A 655-nucleotide genomic window follows, 5' to 3' on the forward strand; every position below is an offset into this window, starting at 1 on the left:
AAATGCAAGCCGAGTAGTTCCTTCTTACCTTCAACATTTAAAGCTAAAATGGTATAGATCGCTTTGCTCACATAAACACCTTTATCCTTCACTTTGTAATGTATGGCATCTAACCAAACAAAGGGATAAATTGTATCGAGTGGGCGTTGTTTCCATGCTTGTAACTGAGGGAGGAGCTTATCTGTAATATTGGTGATAGCACCATCTGAAATCTCCAATCCATACATATCAGCAACATGCTTTTGAATATCACGATAGCTCATACCAAGTGCATAGAGTGATATGATTTTATTGTCAATTTCTTCTGATAATTTGGTCTGGTTCTTTTTAACTAACTGTGGCTCAAATTCACCATTTCGATCTCTAGGGGTTTCAAGCTCAAATGAACCTGATGTAGATTTTACTGTCTTGCGAGTATAGCCATTGCGGCGATTACCTTGTTTCGGATTCGCTTCAATGTAATTCTCGATTTCTGCTTCAAGAGCAGCTTCGGTCAGTTGTTTAATTAAAGGGGTGAGTATGCCATTTTCTCCAGTCAGTGCTTGTCCTGACTGGAGTTGTTTTAAGGCTGTTTCAAAATCAAATGTAGTTGCCATAATGCATCATTCCTGTTTTTAACAGTTTAAGGAAATGACACAGTTTTTTGAACACTACC

The 655-nt window shown here is 38.0% G+C and carries 1 protein-coding gene; it reads right to left on the reverse strand.

From position 1 onward, the window contains the following. A partial coding sequence (locus ACEO2X_RS14060) for a transposase (protein ID WP_371972175.1) occupies positions 1–596 on the reverse strand: 596 nt, incomplete at its 3' end. Positions 597–655 lie beyond the last annotated feature (59 nt).

Source organism: Acinetobacter sp. AL9 (assembly GCF_041464035.1).
GTDB lineage: Bacteria > Pseudomonadota > Gammaproteobacteria > Pseudomonadales > Moraxellaceae > Acinetobacter > Acinetobacter towneri.